Source organism: Corallococcus terminator (assembly GCF_049194865.1).
GTDB lineage: Bacteria > Myxococcota > Myxococcia > Myxococcales > Myxococcaceae > Myxococcus > Myxococcus terminator_A.
Genome location: NZ_JBLZWL010000076.1, coordinates 33,001 through 48,711, shown reverse-complemented (window position 1 = coordinate 48,711; position 15,711 = coordinate 33,001). Strand labels below are relative to the sequence as shown.

The 15,711-nt window shown below is 69.9% G+C and carries 15 protein-coding genes; 13 read left to right on the top strand and 2 right to left on the bottom strand.

All coding sequences use genetic code 11. From position 1 onward, the window contains the following. Positions 1–47: 47 nt before the first annotated feature. Positions 48–1,355 (bottom strand): class I SAM-dependent rRNA methyltransferase, encoded by a 1,308-nt coding sequence (locus ACN469_RS24515; protein WP_498771300.1) that lies wholly within the window; start codon positions 1,353–1,355, stop codon positions 48–50. 30 nt (positions 1,356–1,385) lie between these two features. Between ACN469_RS24515 and ACN469_RS24510 the strand changes: the two genes are divergently transcribed. Beyond that, entirely contained in the window at positions 1,386–1,919 is a 534-nt protein-coding gene (locus ACN469_RS24510; RefSeq protein WP_498771298.1) for a hypothetical protein, read from the top strand. Positions 1,920–1,996: 77 nt separating this feature from the next. Beyond that, positions 1,997–2,548, top strand: a complete 552-nt coding sequence (locus ACN469_RS24505) for an FxsA family protein (protein WP_498771296.1) — start codon at positions 1,997–1,999, stop codon at positions 2,546–2,548. 24 nt (positions 2,549–2,572) lie between these two features. Here ACN469_RS24505 and ACN469_RS24500 read toward each other — a convergent pair whose 3' ends face one another. Continuing rightward, positions 2,573–3,679 (bottom strand): acyltransferase family protein, encoded by a 1,107-nt coding sequence (locus ACN469_RS24500; protein ID WP_498771294.1) that lies wholly within the window; start codon positions 3,677–3,679, stop codon positions 2,573–2,575. A gap of 119 nt (positions 3,680–3,798) precedes the next feature. Here ACN469_RS24500 and ACN469_RS24495 point away from each other — a divergent pair, with 119 nt between their 5' ends. The 11 genes from ACN469_RS24495 (at position 3,799) to ACN469_RS24445 (ending at position 15,708) form a co-directional block, all read left to right on the top strand. Continuing rightward, entirely contained in the window at positions 3,799–4,668 is an 870-nt protein-coding gene (locus ACN469_RS24495; RefSeq protein ID WP_498771292.1) for a YfiM family protein, read from the top strand. A gap of 238 nt (positions 4,669–4,906) precedes the next feature. After that, complete coding sequence (locus ACN469_RS24490) at positions 4,907–6,025, top strand: cytochrome-c peroxidase (RefSeq protein ID WP_498771290.1); 1,119 nt, start codon at positions 4,907–4,909, stop codon at positions 6,023–6,025. A 41-nt stretch (positions 6,026–6,066) separates the two neighbouring features. Further along, positions 6,067–6,465, top strand: coding sequence for a hypothetical protein (locus tag ACN469_RS24485; protein WP_498771288.1), 399 nt, complete (start codon positions 6,067–6,069; stop codon positions 6,463–6,465). Between the two features lie 402 nt (positions 6,466–6,867). Beyond that, the gene (locus ACN469_RS24480) at positions 6,868–7,710 is read left to right on the top strand and encodes a c-type cytochrome (RefSeq protein WP_498771286.1); all 843 of its coding nucleotides are present in this window, start codon (positions 6,868–6,870) and stop codon (positions 7,708–7,710) included. After that, positions 7,707–8,339, top strand: a complete 633-nt coding sequence (locus tag ACN469_RS24475) for a respiratory nitrate reductase subunit gamma (RefSeq protein ID WP_498771284.1) — start codon at positions 7,707–7,709, stop codon at positions 8,337–8,339. The genes ACN469_RS24480 and ACN469_RS24475 overlap by 4 nt, the downstream gene beginning before the upstream one ends. Beyond that, positions 8,336–8,959: a cytochrome c3 family protein gene (locus ACN469_RS24470; RefSeq protein WP_498771282.1), complete on the top strand. Its 624-nt coding sequence runs from the start codon at positions 8,336–8,338 to the stop codon at positions 8,957–8,959. Before ACN469_RS24475 ends, ACN469_RS24470 begins: the two co-directional genes overlap by 4 nt. Before the next feature lie 12 nt (positions 8,960–8,971). Then, positions 8,972–11,953, top strand: coding sequence for a TAT-variant-translocated molybdopterin oxidoreductase (locus tag ACN469_RS24465; protein WP_498771280.1), 2,982 nt, complete (start codon positions 8,972–8,974; stop codon positions 11,951–11,953). Next, positions 11,950–13,431, top strand: a complete 1,482-nt coding sequence (gene nrfD / locus ACN469_RS24460; RefSeq protein WP_498771278.1) for an NrfD/PsrC family molybdoenzyme membrane anchor subunit — start codon at positions 11,950–11,952, stop codon at positions 13,429–13,431. Before ACN469_RS24465 ends, nrfD begins: the two co-directional genes overlap by 4 nt. Continuing rightward, on the top strand, positions 13,428–13,949 hold the full coding sequence (locus ACN469_RS24455) for a DUF3341 domain-containing protein (protein ID WP_498771276.1): 522 nt from the start codon (positions 13,428–13,430) through the stop codon (positions 13,947–13,949). Before nrfD ends, ACN469_RS24455 begins: the two co-directional genes overlap by 4 nt. After that, a complete protein-coding gene (locus ACN469_RS24450; RefSeq protein WP_498771275.1) occupies positions 13,946–14,515 on the top strand; it encodes a c-type cytochrome in 570 nt (189 codons plus the stop codon). The genes ACN469_RS24455 and ACN469_RS24450 overlap by 4 nt, the downstream gene beginning before the upstream one ends. Continuing rightward, complete coding sequence (locus ACN469_RS24445) at positions 14,512–15,708, top strand: hypothetical protein (protein ID WP_498771273.1); 1,197 nt, start codon at positions 14,512–14,514, stop codon at positions 15,706–15,708. The genes ACN469_RS24450 and ACN469_RS24445 overlap by 4 nt, the downstream gene beginning before the upstream one ends. The last annotated feature ends 3 nt before the right edge of the window (positions 15,709–15,711 follow it).

Sequence of the window (15,711 nt, the reverse complement as noted above, 5' to 3'; positions counted from 1 at the left end):
CGTGCCGTTGTCTCACGCCACGGGTGCGCGGGTCGATGCGCGGCGCCTCACAGCGCGCGCAGCACGTAACACTTCAGGTAGCGGGTTTCCCGCAGGTTGAGCAGCACGGGGTGGTCCTTGCCGGCGCCACGTCGCTCGATGATCTGCATGCGGCGGCGCGCGTCCGCGGCGGCCGAGGCGAGCATGTCCTCGAACGCCTGCTCGTCCACGTGGTACGTGCAGCTCGCGGTGATGAGGATGCCGCCGGGCCGCAACAGCTGCATGGCGCGGAGGTTGATCTCCTTGTAGCCGCGCACCGCGGCGGCGATGGCGTCCTTGTTCTTCGCGAAGGACGGCGGGTCCAGGACGATGGTGTCGAACTTGCGACCCTCGTCCACCGCGTCGCGCAGGAAGTCGAAGGCGTTGGCCACCACGACGTTCAGGTTGGTGAGCTTGTTGGCGGCGGCGTTGTCGCGAAGCTGGGCCGAGGCCAGCTCCGAGATCTCCACCGCCGTCACGCTCTGCGCCCGCGTGGCGAGCTGGAGCGCGAAGCCACCCACGTACGAGAAGCAGTCCAGCGCCTCGCCATGCGCGTACTGCGCGGCCACGACGTGGTTCTCCCGCTGGTCCAGGAACGCGCCCGTCTTCTGGCCCTCGAGCAGGTCCGCGCGCACGCGCACCAGTCCCTCGTCGAAGGAGACGGGGCCGGGCAACTCGCCGCGCAGCAGTCCCTTCTCCGGCGTCAGGCCTTCCAGGTGGCGCACGCTCACGTCCGAGCGGTTGACGATGCCTTTCGGCTTGAACTGCTCCTGCAGCAGGTCCGCGATGAGCGTCTTGCGCTGCTCCATGGCGGGCACCAGGAACTGGACGCTGAGGTAGTCGCCGTAGCGGTCCACCACGAGGCCCGGAATCCCGTCCGCCTCGCCGTGCATCAGCCGGTACGTCGTCTCACCCGGGAGCGCGCGGGTGCGCAGGGCCTGCGCGGCCAGCAGGCGCTGACGGAAGAAGTCGTCGTCCACGGCGATGTCGTCGAAGCTGAGCCAGCGCAGCGAAATCTTCGACTGGCGCGAATAGAACGCCTTGCCGATGAACCAGCCGCGCCCGTCCACCACGCGCACCACCTCGCCACCGACGAGGCCCGGGTCGCCGTTGAGGTCCGCGCGATAAATCCACGGGTGCCCCGCCTGCCAGCGGTCCACGCCCCGGCGCACCAGGGAGACCTGGGGCAGTCCGTCCGGGCCAATCTCGGGGGAGGTCCGGTCAGGATGGACCTTTTCGGGACGGTGGTGGGGACGGCCACGGCCCGCGCCGTGGGGCGGGGAGGAGGGCCTGCCACCGCGAGGGGGGCCAGAAGGGGGCTTGGAAGAGGTGGGCATGGCGATTCGCGGCGTATACTCGCAACCCGCGTGAGATACGAGTTGCTCCTACAGACGATGACGCCGGGCACGCCTTACGAGGCGGCGCGGGTGGATGACCTCCTCTCGGAGAAGCGGGTGACCGTCCGTCCGGATGGAAACCGCCTCTGGCACTTCCAGAACGGAGACGTGGAGGTGGGAGTGCTGCGCGAGGGCGGGCGGGTCGTGGCCACCGAGCTGCGAATCCCCTTGGCCGAGCGCTCGGACCTGGTGCGCGAGGTGGTGGTCGAGGCCGCCCGGCTGGCCTCCAAGGCGGGGGCCCGGCTCGTGGACCCGCAGCTGGGCCGCTCGTTGGTGGCTTCCGACGAAGGCATGGTGGCGGACCAGTACATGCGCACGGTGCGCTACGCGGGCGGCTCCTCCGGGGCGTCCGAGACGATGGGCTCCGCGACGTACACGCCGCTGACGACGGAAGGGCCCAGGGGCTTCCAGCCGGGCGCGAAGTTCTTCCTCATCGCCATTGGCGCCTTCGTCTTCTTGTACATGCTCGTCAGCTCGATGCTGGGGAGCCTCGGCGGATGGTAGGCCGGGCGGGCGGGGAGGCGCCTCCTGGCCCGCGGGGTTGTCCGGCGCGAGGGAGCGCTCGGCGTTAGATTGCGGGGGTGTTCAAGTACTTCCTGCTCGCGCTCATCGTTCCCTTCGTGGAGCTGTACCTGCTGGTCGTCATTGGCCGCGAGGTGGGCTTCATGCCGACGCTGGCCCTGGTGCTGCTGACGGGCGTGGTGGGCTCCTGGCTCGCCCGTCGTGAGGGCGGCAGGGTGATGCGCCGCTGGCGAGACGCCCTGGCCCGAAAGCAGGTCCCCGAGGAGGGGCTGTTCAGCGGCGCGCTGGTGATGCTCGGCGGCGTGCTGCTGGTGATTCCCGGCGTCATCACCGACGTGGTGGGTCTGTCGCTGCTGCTGCCCCCCGTGAGGCACTTCGTGACGGCGCGCCTGCGCCGCGCCGTGGAGCGCCGCATGCGCGACGGCTCGCTGCGCGTCACCACCCTCGGTGGCATGGGCTTTCCAGGGCCGTTTCCCGACGAGACTGTCTCGCGGACTCCGTTCCCCGAGGCGTGGACGGAGGACGCCGCGAGCCCGTCCGCGCGCATGCGCTCCGGTGCGTCCAAGTCCGAGGTGGACGCGGAGTTCACCGAGGACGAGCCGCGACACTGACGCCGCGCGCGGCCTCGCGGAGCTTCAGGCCCGAGGGCTCATCCGCGTGCTGCTGCCGAGGCTGGCCTTGAGCGTGGTGGAGCCCGCGCGCCAGGGGCGGGCCTGGTCCAGCAGCCAGCGGCCGAGCCGGGCCACGCCAGCGCAGGTCAGCAGCAGGGCCAGTCCCACACCCACCGCGGCGGGGACCCCGAGGATGGGGCCCACGTGGCCGGAGAGGCCGCCGATATCCGCCCACCCGTACACGATGGGCAGGTGCAGCACGTAGACCCACAGCGACAGCCGGCCGAGCGGCGCCAGGAGCCCGCTGAGCCGGACGGGGGCCAGGTTCACCACGCCGAGGACGAAGAGTCCCTGACCCACGCGATAGGCCACCAGCCACGCGCTGGCGGGGCCCCAGTCGGCGGTCGTCAGGCGCGTGAGCCCGAGCAGCCCCGCGCCCAGCGCGAGCAGCGCCAGCCCCTGTGGCCAGCCCGGCTTCAAGAGGTGCAGCGCATAGGCGGCGAAGGCGCCCGCGAAGAAGAAGCCCGCCCAGGGGAAGAAGGGGAAGCGACTGCCCTCGCCACTGCCCAGGAACTGCTGCACCGGCATGGGCAGCCCCACGCCCAGCCGCCACATCGTCGCGCTCGCCAGGGGAATCGCCACGGCCAGGGTGAGCAGGACGAGCGGACGGCCTCCGCGCGCGGGCACGAGCGCGAGCAGCACCGAGCCCAGGAGCAGCGCGAAGCCGATGCACTGGAGCGCATCGAAGGCGAAGACGCGCGACAGCATGGCGTCCGTCCAGCCCAGGTCATGCACCACCGGCCAGCCGGGCCAGTGCAGGAAGTAGCCCAGGAACAACAGCAACAGAGAGCGGCGGATGCGGCGACCGAGTGTGTCGCGCGCTGCGTTGGGCTTGGTGCCCAGGGCGGCGATGACGGCCCAGCCACTCACCAGGAGGAAGAGGGGCGCGGTGATTCCGCGAAAGGTCCAGTAGTGCTGCACCCAGGGCAGTTGGCGAGCCTCGGGTGAGAGCAGCGCGTCCAGCGTATGTCCCAGCACCATGGCGAGGACCGCGAGGCCGCGAGCACCATCGAGCCCGGGGTGCCGGGTCGATTGCTGCTGGAAGGTGAACGAGGGACCGAGTCGTTTCACGCGACCTGGAGCATAGGACGACCCAGGGGCCGCGTCTCGAAAACGCGCGATTGCGGGAGGCCGCTTCCACACTCCGGGCGGGCCACCTGGACGGTCCGTGGGGTGCTACATCCCTGGGCATGCGGACCTCCTCTCTGAGCCTGCTCGCCCCGCTGCTGCTCCTGTCCACCACGCCATCGACGGCGAGGGCCGCGTCCGGAGATGACTGGCTGGGCCCCGACAAGCCGAAGCACTTCGCGGCGTGCTTCGTCCTGGCGGGCGTGGGCTACGGCGCCGGTGCGCTCCTCTTCGAGCCGCCCGAGGCGCGCCTCCTGACGGGCGCTGGACTGGCGCTCGGGGTGGGAGTGGGCAAGGAGTTGTACGACCTGGGGCGTGGGACGACCTTCTCGCTCAAGGACCTGGCGTGGGACGCGGCGGGGACGGCGACAGGGCTGGGCGTGGCGTGGCTCGTCGACCGGCTCGTCTTCGGGCCTCCCGCGCGCGCGGCGTCCGACGCGTCTCTACGACGGGATGTTCCGCTCGTCGTGTTCGTCCCCGGTGCGCTCGGGGGCGGGCTCGGAGGCGGGCTCGGACGACAGGAGGTCCTCGTCGGGACGCGCGCGCGCTTCGATGAGTCGCAGCAGCTTCTCGCGCTCCATGAGCGGATCCACCGTCATCAGGGCGCTGCCTTGTCGCGGGTCTCCGCCGGTGACGAGCACGGTGACCTGTCCTCGAGGGCACTGCCGCAAGCAGCCGGTGGGCATGACGTGGACGGTGTCGGAGAGCCCTCGCTCGCTCAGCGAGCGTTGGAGCCAGCGGGGCAACTCGATGCCACCGGACCTGGCGCCGCGGCGCATCAGGCACTTGCGACAGACGAGCACGTCGACGTCCTCGCGCGTCTCGTCCGTCTCTCCAGCGCGTTCATCCCGCATCCATCCTCCTCGTCGTCTTCGGGGCCAGGCACGTCGACCTCGCGGCACACCGCGGATGCGCCGCTGCGAGGGCGCTGAGCGGAGGTCGGCGGGTGCCCTGGCGAAGGCAAAGTTCCGTCTTCAGGAGGTAGCCGCTGGCCCGTGGCCGCGCAGCCCAGGCCCGCATGTCCGTGGAGCAGGGGAGCGGAGGGGCGGCTGCCGTCGCCGAGGCTGATGGACGCTGAAAGGGGACGTGGGGTGCGTCATCAAGACGCGGGCAACATGGCGGAGCGGGACTGCTAGCGTGCCGCTCCGGTCCACGCCCCTGGAGTGCCTCATGTCGCGCAACCGGTTCCTGACGCTGCTCACGTTGACCTCGCTCGGCGCGGGTGGGCTCACGGCGTGCGAGCGGAAGCAGGAGGTCGCGTCGGCGCCCACGCCTCCGGTGGAGCAGGCCGCCACGCCGAAGCCGCGCGCGCCGAAGCCGCTGACGCCCGACCAGCTCGCGCACTTCTTCCGCCCGTTTCCTCCGGCGAAGGACGCGAAGCCCGCGCCCAAGGACACCGAGGCGCAGGTGGCGCTGGGCCGCATGCTCTTCTTCGAGCCGCGCCTGTCGAAGAACCACGACGTCTCCTGCAACACCTGCCACGGCCTGGACACCTACGGCGTGGACAACAAGGCGCTGTCGGACGGGCACCGGGGGCAGAAGGGCACGCGCAACTCGCCCACCGTCTACAACGCGGCGGGGCACATCGCGCAGTTCTGGGACGGCCGCGCCGACACGCTGGAGGCGCAGGCCTCCGGTCCCATCCTGAACCCGGTGGAGATGGCCATGCCCGACGAGCGGCGCGTGGTGGCCACGCTCTCCTCCATCCCTGAGTACGTCACGCGCTTCCGTGAGGCATTTCCCGGAGAGAAGAAGTCGGTGTCGCTGACGAACGCCGCGCGCGCCATCGCCGCCTTCGAGCGAGGGCTCACGACGACGTCGCGCTTCGACCGCTTCCTGGCGGGAGAGCACGCCGCGCTCAACGAGCCGGAGCTGCGCGGGCTCCAGCTCTTCGCCCTCACGGGCTGCACCACGTGCCACAACGGCCCGGCGGTGGGGGGCATGTCGTTCCAGAAGCTCGGGCTGCTGGAGGACTACCCGGGGCTGACGGACGCGGGGCGGTTCGACGCGACGAAGAACGAGGACGACCGGGGCAAGTTCCGGGTGCCCACGCTGCGGGACATCGACCGGACGGGGCCGTACCTGCACGACGGCAGCGTGAAGGACCTGCCGACGATGGTGCGGCTGATGGCGAAGCACCAGCTGGCGCGGACGCTGACGGACGGGGAGGTGGATGACCTGGTGGCCTTCCTCCAGAGCCTCACGGGCGAGCTGCCGCCCCGGGAGCACATCGCCGCGCCGCCGCTTCCCCCCAGCACGAAGAAGACGCCCGAGCCGGATCCGTCTTGAAACGTGCGTCCCACCCCGTGCGTTGATAAACCGCGAGCCCCATGGACCGAATGTTCTTCTACGCCCACTCAGGGCTTCGCTATCTGGTGCTGCTCGCGGGCGTGCTGGCCATCGCCTACTTCGCCTACGGGTTCGCCACGAAGCGCCCGTTCGACAAGGGCGGGCGCATCCTCGGCGCTTCCTTCGCGGGGCTGCTGCACCTCCAGGTGCTGCTCGGCATCCTCGTGCTGGTGACGCGCTTCTACTACCCGGCCCTCATCGGCCACATCGTGTTGATGGTGCTGGCGGCCGTCGTCGCGCAGGTGCTCCTCTCGGTGAACCGCCGTCGTGCGCAGCCGGGCTACGCGCTGCCGCTGGCGGGCGTGGGGCTCGCCATCGTGTTCATCATCGGTGGCATCATGGCCATCGGCCGCGGCGTGTTCACCACCACCGCGATGTGAGCTGTGCCGCGCGGGTGGAGCAGCTCGCTCCCCGCGCGGCTTCGTGTAGCCCGTAAAGTCACCGCTGGAGAGTCCGCGGTGCGCTCAGCGTCGAGCAGGGCTGCGCTTCAGCCCCTCCTGCGCGGTAGCGCGAGCCCCTTCCTGTTCTTGGGGCTCGTGAGGTCTCGCGCTGGGCCGGGCACGCCATCGTGATGGCTGCGAGGACCTGCTCCTGCTCGCCTTCGTGCCCTGGCAAACGCTGCGTCCGCTCGCGCCGCGCGGCGCAAATGCTGCGCTCCCTTCTCACGATTTCCGGCGCTCCATGAGGTCGTGAGCTGGTGAGCTCCCTGGCCTCCTGGTTGCACTGAGTCCGCGTGTGCCGAGCAATGAGCTCGGCTTCCCCGTGAGGAGGGGCACGCAGCAATGCGGACACGTGTGCTGGGAGGACGGCCGCCTCAGGAGCGAACGCTCGTCCCCATCATTCCGCTCCTGGCCGTGCTGGCCGCGCCGACCGCGCTGGCGCAGGCGTCTCGACAGGGTGCGCAGCTCTTCACCCAGCGCTGCGCCACCTGCCACTCCGTGGGCGAGGGTGACCGGATTGGCCCGGACCTGCACGGAGTGCTGGAGCGTCGCGATGAGGCGTGGCTCACCCGCTTCATCAAGAGCCCGGGCTCGCTCATCGACACGGGAGACCCCGTCGCGGGCGAGCTGCTCACGAAGTTCAACGGCGTGCGCATGCCGGACCAGGCGCTGTCCGACGCGGAGCGCGCCAGCCTCTTCGCCTACTTCCGGGAGTGCACTCAAAAGGGGAAGGGCGGCTGCAAGCCCTCGCCCGCGGAGAAGATGGGCACGGACGCCACGCCGGAGGAAGTCGCACGGGGCCGTCGCCTCTTCGAGGGCACCGAGCCGCTGACCAACGGAGGCGCCGCCTGTATCGGCTGCCATGACGTGCGCGGCCTGGGCCTCGCTGGTGGCGGCACGCTGGGGCCCAACCTCACCTTCGCCTTCGCGCGCCTGGGCGAGAAGGGGATGCGGCCTGCGCTCGTGAAGCTGGAGGGGCCGATGATGGGCGCGCTGTACGCGAAGGCGCCGCTCGTCGAGGAGGAGCAGTACGCCCTCAAGGCCTACCTCGCGGACGCCTCGCGGGATGGCAGCCGTCCGCGCGCGGACCGCGACTTCTTCTACCTGGGCGTCGTTGGCCTGGTCGCGGCGCTGGGCTTCATCGGAGTGGTCTTCACCACGCCGTCCGCGCGAGGTCACTCGTGAGCGACTCCGTCCTCTTCTCCTTCTTTCCGTACCTGGCGGCGGGCATCGCGCTCGCGGGCATCATCCGCAGGCTGACCCTGCGTGAGACGCCCGCGCCGAACTCCCCCTGGACGCCAGCGGGACGGGCCGTGCTGGCGGGAGCGGCCGTCGTCGCGCTCAACCACCTGCTGGGCTTCGCGGCGCCGCGTGCGATGCAGGCCTTCAACGCCTCGCCGTCGCGGCTGTTCGCGCTGGAGTCGGTGAGCCTCATCGGCGCGTTGCTGCTGGGCTGGGGGCTGTTCTCGCTGACCCTGCGCCGGGCGCGCGAGGGCCAGTGGGGCTCGGCGGTCGCCCTGGGGCTGGTGTTCGCCCACGTGCTCACGGGCGTGTACGTGGCGGTGTCGTTGCGCTGGAGCTCCGCCTGGTACGTGCATGTGACGGTGCCGTACCTGCGCTCGGTGCTGGCCGTGCAGCCGGACTCGACGCTGATTCAGAGCGCGCCGCTCGTCTTCCAGGTCCACCTGCTCGCGGGCTTCGCCCTACTGGCGCTGGCTCCCTTCTTCCGGATGAGCCAGGTGCCGGCGCCAGTGCATGCGCCCGAGTCTGTCGAGCCTGGGCTGCTCGCCACGCCTCGCGAGGAGACGCCATGAGCCACGTTTCCTTCCGTGCCCTGGGGTACGTCGGTGCGCTCTGCGCGCTGAGCCTGGGTGGATGCAGTGGGCCGGTGAACAACCAGCAGGGCCACATGCCCGCGCAGCCGGTGGCCTTCTCCCACGCCGTCCACGCGGGCCAGTACGAACTCGATTGTCAGTACTGTCACGTGGGCGCCGAGCGCAGTCGCCACGCGGGAGTGCCCTCCGCCAGCGTGTGCATGAACTGCCACACGCAAGTGAAGAAGGACTCGCCGGAGATCCAGAAGGTGGCGGCGGCGGTGGCGTCGAATGCGCCCATCGCGTGGGTGCGGGTCCACCACCTGCCGGACCACGCCTTCTTCAACCACGCGAGCCACGTCACCGCGGGCCTGAAGTGCCAGACGTGCCACGGCCAGGTCCAGGAGATGGTGCGCGTGGAGCAGGTGGAGCCCATGACCATGGGCTGGTGCCTGGACTGTCACCGCAAGATGTCGGCGGAAGGCCTGTCCGCGCCGACGCCGTCCGCACCGCGCGCGGGAGAGCTGCTGGCCCTCACCTCCGGCACGCCCCTTCCCGAGCCATCGAAATCCCCCCGCATCCTCCGGCCGCCCTCGGATTGCTCGGGCTGCCACCGCTGAGGACCTCTCGCCATGTCCGACCCCCTTCCCAAGTACTGGCAGAGCCTGGCCGAGCAGGCCACCGACGCCGCGTGGCTCGAGCAGTCGCGCGACGAGTTCGCCGAGGAGCTCCCGGTGGGCGTCGCCGCCACGCCACCGGACGCGAGCAGCCGTCGCGACTTCTTCAAGATGATGGGCCTGAGCGCCGCGGCGGCCATGGTGGCGTGCCAGCGCGCTCCGGTGCAGAAGCTCATCCCCTACGTGTCCCGGCCGGACGAGGTCATTCCGGGCACCGCGCTCTGGTACGCCTCCACCTGCGAGGGCTGCTCCGCCCGCTGCGGGCTGCTGTTGAAGACGCGCGATGGACGTCCCATCAAGGTGGAGGGCAACGACGAGCACCCCGTGTCGCGCGGCGGCGTGTGCGCGGTGGGGCAGGCCTCCGTGCTCTCGCTCTACGACGCGAGCCGCGCCCGCTTCCCTTCACGCGACAGCCATCGAGTGCCCTGGACGGACCTGGACGCGGAGGTGAAGGCCGGGCTGCTCAAGGTGGCCGAGGAGGGCAAGTCCATCCGGCTGGTGCTGCCGTGGGTGATGGGGCCCACGGCCGAGGCCGGAGTGAAGCGCTTCCTGGCCGCGCACCCGCTGTCGCGCACCGTGCGCTACGAGCCGCTGGGCGAGCTCGCCGCCATCGGTGATGCCTGGCGCCTCACGCACGGCGCGCGAGTGGTGCCCGACTACCGCTTCGACCGGGCCCGGGTCATCGCCAGCTTCGGCGCCGACTTCCTGGGCACGTGGGTGTCGCCGGTGGCCTTCACGCGCCAGTACACCGAAGCGCGAGACGCGGCCGGGCGACGGTCGATGGCGCGGCACTACCAGATTGAACCGGTGATGACGCTCACGGGAGCCGCCGCCGACCGGCGCTTCGCGGTAGCGCCCTCCGAGGTGACGCTCGTTCTGGGCGACGTGGTGCGCCGGCTCGCGGTGAAGGCCGGGCGTGCTGTCCCGGGGCTCAAGGAGCTGCCTGCCTCGCGACTGGAGCCGGCCGCGCTGGACGAGCTGGCCGATGCCCTGTGGTCGCACCGCACGGAGTCGCTGGTGGTGTGTGGTGGTGACGAGGTGGCGGCGCAGGTGCTGGCCGCGACCGCGAACGTGTTGCTCGGCAACGAAGGCACCACGGTGCTGCCCACCGAGGGCGTGGCGCTGGACGAGCAGGCCCTGTCCTACGGCGAGCTGCTGACCGAGCTGGGCGCGGGCGGAGTGGGCGCGGTGCTTTTCCTCGGCGTCAACCCCGCCCATTCGGACCCGCGCGGAGCGGCCCTGGGGGCCCTGCTCAAGGCCGTACGGCTCACCGTGTCGCTCAATGACCGGATGGACGAGACGGCCATCTTGTCGCGGCTTCATGCCCCGGCCTCCACGCCGCTGGAGTCGTGGGGAGACGCGGAGCCGCGTCGAGGCGTGCTCTCGCTGCGCCAGCCCGCGGTGGCGCCGCTGCACGACACCCGGGACGCGGTGGAGTCGTTGCTGAAGTGGGCGGACGCCCCCGTGTCGCACCATGACTTCCTGCGAGCCCGGTGGGAGGTGGAGGTCTTCCCGCATGTCACTCAGGTGGGGACGTCCTTCGGTGCCTTCTGGGACGACGCGGTCCGCCGAGGTGTCGTGACGCTGCCTCCGGCTCCCACGGTGCCGCTGTCCTTCCGCGAGGAGGGACTGGCGAAGGTGCTGGGCGCGGTGGCCCGTCCGTCCGTGGAGTGGGAGCTGGTGCTGTTCCCCTCGGTGGCGCTGCGCGACGGCGCGCCCGCGAACAATGCCTGGCTGCACGAGGTGCCGGACCCCATCACCAAGGCCACCTGGGGCAACCCCGCGCTCATCGCGCCCTCGCGAGCGAAGGAGCTGGGCCTGCGCGACGGAGACGTGGTGCGGGTGCGTGTGGGCGGCGAGTCGCTGTCCCTGCCCGTGCTGGTGCAGGCGGGGACGCACCCGTCCGTGCTCGGTGTGGCGGTGGGCTACGGCAGGACGAGGGCGGGGCGCATCGGCGACGGCGTGGGAACGAATGTCTTCCCGCTGGCGGCGGTGGTGGAGGGGCGCGTGCGGCGCTCGGTGCCAGGAGCGACGGTGGTGGGCACGGGCGAGAAGCAGAAGCTGGCGCTCACGCAGACGCACTCGCGACTGGAGGGCCGGCCGCACGTGCGCGAGGCGGAGCTGGCCGCGTTCCTGGCGAACCCGCGCGCGGGCAACGAGGCGCACGGCGGGCATGGCGGCAACGGAGCGCACCCGCTCTCCATCTGGTCCGGCCATGAGTACAAGGGCCACCGGTGGGCGCTGGCGGTGGACCTGAGCGCGTGCACGGGCTGCTCGGCGTGCGTGGTGTCGTGCCAGGCGGAGAACAACATCCCCAGCGTGGGGCGCGACGAGGTGCTGCGGCAGCGCGAGATGCACTGGATGCGCATCGACCGTTACTACCAGGGCGACGAGGCGAACCCGCAGGTGGTGCACCAGCCGATGATGTGCCAGCACTGCGAGAACGCGCCGTGCGAGACGGTGTGCCCGGTGCTCGCGACGGTGCACTCCAGCGAGGGGCTCAACCAGCAGGTCTACAACCGCTGCGTGGGCACTCGCTACTGCGCGAACAACTGCCCTACCAAGGTGCGCCGCTTCAACTGGTTCGACTATCCGCACGACGAGCCGCTGGAGCGGATGGTGCTCAACCCGGACGTGGTGGTGCGCAGCCGGGGCGTCATGGAGAAGTGCTCGCTCTGCGTGCAACGTGTCCAGGAGGGCAAGGCGGCGGCGGCTCGCGAGGGCCGCGCGCTGAAGGACGGCGACATCCAGACGGCCTGTCAGCAGAGCTGCCCCGCGAAGGCCATCCACTTCGGGGACGTGAATGACCCGAGCAGCCGCGTGGCGAAGCTGGCGAAGGACGGGCGCGCGTTCCGGCTGCTGGAGGAGCTGAACATCGGGCCGTCCATCACCTACCTCACGAAGATCCGGAACACCGGGTCGGGAAGCGGAACATGAGCCAACAGCACCTGTCCCCGCTGCGCGTGCCGCTGGTCACCGAGCCGCGCACCCTGGGCCAGCTCACCGAGGAGATCTGCGCGCCCATGGAGCGTGCGCCCACGTGGAAGTGGTGGGCGGCATTCGCGATAGCGGTGTCCGTGTTGGGCACGGGCGCGGGAATCGTCGCGTACCAGGTGGGCACTGGCATCGGCGTATGGGGATTGAACAAGACCATCGGCTGGGCCTTCGACATCACCAACTTCGTGTTCTGGGTAGGCATTGGCCACGCGGGCACGCTCATCTCCGCCATCCTCTTCCTCTTCCGGCAGAAGTGGCGCACCAGCATCAACCGCGCGGCGGAGGCGATGACGCTGTTCGCGGTCATGTGCGCGGCGCTCTTCCCCGTCATCCACATGGGCCGGCCGTGGCTGGCCTTCTGGGTGCTGCCATATCCCAATACACGCGGCAGCCTCTGGGTGAACTTCCGCTCGCCGCTCTTGTGGGACGTGTTCGCCATCTCCACGTACTTCACGGTGTCGGCGGTGTTCTGGTACGTGGGCCTGATTCCGGACCTGGCCACCGTGCGTGACAGGCTGAAGGCGGGCGTGAAGAAGGCCGTCTTCAAGGTGCTGTCGCTGGGGTGGACGGGCTCGCACCGGACGTGGAGCCGTTACGAGACGGTGTACCTGCTGCTCGCGGGACTGGCGACGCCGCTGGTGCTCAGCGTGCACACCATCGTCTCGATGGACTTCGCCACGTCGGTGATTCCCGGATGGCACACCACCATCTTCCCGCCGTACTTCGTGGCCGGCGCGGTGTTCAGCGGCTTCGCGATGGTGCTGACGCTGATGATCATCACCCGCGTGGTGCTGGGCTACGAGCACCTGATTACGCTGCGCCACCTGGAGAACATGACGAAGGTCATCATCGTCACCGGGGGCATCGTCTCGTTGGCGTACGCGACGGAGTTCTTCATCGCCTGGTACTCGGGTAATCCGTACGAGCGCTTCGCTTTCATGAACCGCGCCTTCGGGCCCTACGCGTGGGCCTATTGGATCATGGTGACGTGCAACGTGGTGTCGCCGCACCTGTTCTGGTTCAAGAAGATTCGTACGTCGCCCGCGGCCATCTTCGCCCTGTCGTTGGTCATCAACGTGGGCATGTGGTTCGAGCGCTTCGTCATCATCGTCACCAGCCTGCACCGTGACTTCCTGCCCAGCAGCTGGTCCATGTACACGCCGACGATGGTGGAGGTGGGGACCTTCATCGGGACGTTCGGCCTCTTCTTCACCCTGTTCCTGCTCTTCGTCCGCGTGCTGCCCATCATCTCCATCGGCGAGGTGAAGAGCGTCCTGGGCTTCGCCAGGGGCCCTCACGAGCACGCAGAGGCGCATCCCCCCACGCATGTCCCCGCGCGGGACGTGTCGGCGGAGCCCTCGTCGCCCCGCCTCAACCCGCCGCTGGCCATCGCCACCCGGAAGGACGTCCCCGTATGAGCGCCCCGGTCCTCATCGGCTATTTCGAGCACGAGGCGCAGGTCCTCGACGCGACCCGCGCGGTGCGCGAGGCGGGACATGACTTGCGTGACGTGTACACACCCTACGCGGTGCACGGCCTGGATGACGCGATGGGGCTCAAGCCCAGTCGGCTCACGTGGGTGTGCTTCGGGGCGGGGCTCTTGGGCTGCACGCTGGCCCTGTCGCTGCAGATCTACACCAGCGTGGTGAGCTGGCCGCTCAACGTGGGAGGCAAGCCGTTCAACTCGTTCCCTGCCTTCATCCCGGTGACGTTCGAGCTGACGGTGTTGTTCGCCGCGTTGAGCACGGTGGCGGCGTTCCTGGTGCGGGCCCGGCTGTTTCCGGGGAACAAGCGCCAGACGTTGCCCCGCGTGACGGATGACCGGTTCGCCATCGTCATCGCGCCGCGCCAGTCCCCGGAGTCGCTGGAGGCGGCCGAGGACCTGCTGCGCCGTCATGGCGCGGTGGCCACGGACTTGAAGGAGGTGGGGCCGTGAGGAGGACCTGGGTGGGACTGGCGGCGCTGGGCCTGGCCGTCGGGGGCTGTGAGCAGGACGAGACACGGCCGAACTTCGAGTACGCGCCGGACATGGTGGCCTCGGTGCCCTATGACAGCTTCGCGCCCAACCCGAACACAGGGGACGGCAAGACGCTGCTGACTCCGGCGAAGGGCACGGTGCCTCGGGGCCACCTGCCGCTGCACCTGGCAGCCGGCCCGGAGGCAGCCGAGCGCGCGGGGAGCGAGTTGCTCAATCCGTATCCTTCGTCGCCCGAGGTGGTGGCGCGAGGCCAGACGGCGTTCCAGTGCTACTGCGCGCCGTGCCATGGCTCGGGAGGGTTGGGGGATGGCCCGGTGACGGCGCGCTTCCCGATGCCGCCCTCGCTGCTGGCGGAGCACGCGGTGGGGCTTCCGGATGGACGCATCTTCCACATCATCACCCATGGGCAGGGATTGATGCCGGCCCACGGCTCGCAGGTGGCGCCGGAGGACCGGTGGAAGCTGGTCCACTATCTCCGCACGCTCCAGAACCCCGCGCGCACGGCGCGCAAGGAGACGCCATGAGCGCCCCCGTCGAAGCAGCCGCCACCGAATCGCGGGGTGGCTTCGCCGTCTCGCCCGTCTTCCATCGCGCCGCGCAGGTGGCGGCGGGGGCGGGGTTGGGGGTGCTCGTGCTGGGGCTGGTGCAGGCCCCGGAGCGTGCGCTGACCAGCCTGTTGACGAGCGGCTTCTATTTCCTGTGCCTGGGATTGGGCGGAGCGGTGTTCCTCGCGCTGATGTATGTGGCGAACGCGGGGTGGTTCACCGTCTTCAAGCGCATCCCAGAGGCGTTCGCGTCCTATGTGCCCTGGGGCGCTGCGACGATGCTGGCACTGCTGCCGTTCGTCACGACGCTGTACCCCTGGGCGAAGCCGGGGGTGATGGAGACGGACCACCTGCTGCATGAGAAGGCGGCCTTCCTCAACGTTCCCTTCTTCGCGATTCGGATGGGGGTGATGTTGGCGGTGTGGGTGGGCTTCACGTGGATGTTGCGGCGCAACTCGCTGCGGCAGGACGTGGAGCACGGCGAGCCGTTGACCCGGAAGAACGTGACGGTGTCGGCGGTGTTCCTGGTGCTCTTCTCGCTGACCTTCTGTCTGGCGGCGTTCGATTGGCTGATGAGCCTGGAGCCGCACTGGTTCAGCACCATCTACGCGCTCTACAACGTGGCGGGGCTCTTGAGCTCCAGCGTGTGTGCAATCACCGTGGTGGCGGTGCTGCTGCACCGGGCGGGGGCGCTGCCTCGGCTCAACTCCAGCCATCTGCATGACCTGGGCAAGCTGATGTTCGGGTTCGCCACGCTATGGGCATACCTCTGGTTCTCGCAGTTCATGCTCATCTGGTACGCGAACATTCCGGAGGAAACGGTCTACTTCATCGCGCGCATGCACGGCGGTTGGGAGGTGCCGTTCTACGCGAATGTGGTGTTGAACTGGGCGCTGCCGTTCGTGTTGTTGTTGCCGCGTCCCGCGAAGATGAACCCGAACCACCTGCTGCGCGTGGCGGGAGTGCTGCTGGTGGGGCGCTGGTTGGATTTGCAGTTGATGGTGGCGCCTGTGCACCAGCCGGAGGGGTTGACGGTGGGGGTGTATGAGCTGGCGGGGTTGGTTGGGGTGGGGGCGCTGTTCACGCTGGCGGTGACTCGGGCGGTGAGGACTTCGCCGATGTTGCCCGTGGGAGACCCGTACCTGGTTGAGAGCCTGCACCACCACACCTGACGC